Genomic DNA, 596 nt, shown 5'->3' on the forward strand with positions numbered 1-596 from the left:
TAATTGCTGCAAAATACTGTCCCGTTGTCAAGGCTGTTGTTGACGGAATAACTGTTCCGCCTGTCAATGCTGTGTACCAAACAATATTACTTTGAGTTGTCTGAATACTCGCAAACGTCGGTGCATCTTCCTGACAGAAATTTTGTGTTCCTGCTGTTACCAATGTCGGAGTTCCCGGATCGTTTACAATTACGTCAACTGTTAATCTTGAAGCACTTTCACAACCAGTAACTGGATCAGAAATTGCTGCAAAATACTGTCCTGTTGTCAAGGCTGTTGTTGATGGAATAACTGTTCCGCCAGTTAAAGCTGTATACCAAACAATGTTAGTTTCATTAGTCTGAATACTTGCAAATGTCGGTGCATCTTCCTGACAGAAGTTCTGTGTTCCTGCTGTTACCAATGTTGGTGTTGCAGGGTTATTTACAATCACGTCAACTGTTAATCTTACTGCACTTTCACAACCAGTAGCGGTGTCTGAAATTGCTGCAAAATACTGTCCCGTTGTCAAGGCTGTTGTTGACGGAATAACTGTTCCGCCTGTCAATGCTGTGTACCAAACAATATTACTTTGAGTTGTCTGAATACTCGCAAAC

General features: G+C 41.6%; 1 pseudogene. It reads right to left on the reverse strand.

Annotated features, from left to right (window positions below):
- A pseudogene (locus tag BSF42_RS22290) lies at positions 1-596 on the reverse strand (hypothetical protein); the annotation flags it as partial.

It is taken from the genome of Flavobacterium sp. ACN6 (assembly GCF_002304005.1).
Classification (GTDB): domain Bacteria; phylum Bacteroidota; class Bacteroidia; order Flavobacteriales; family Flavobacteriaceae; genus Flavobacterium.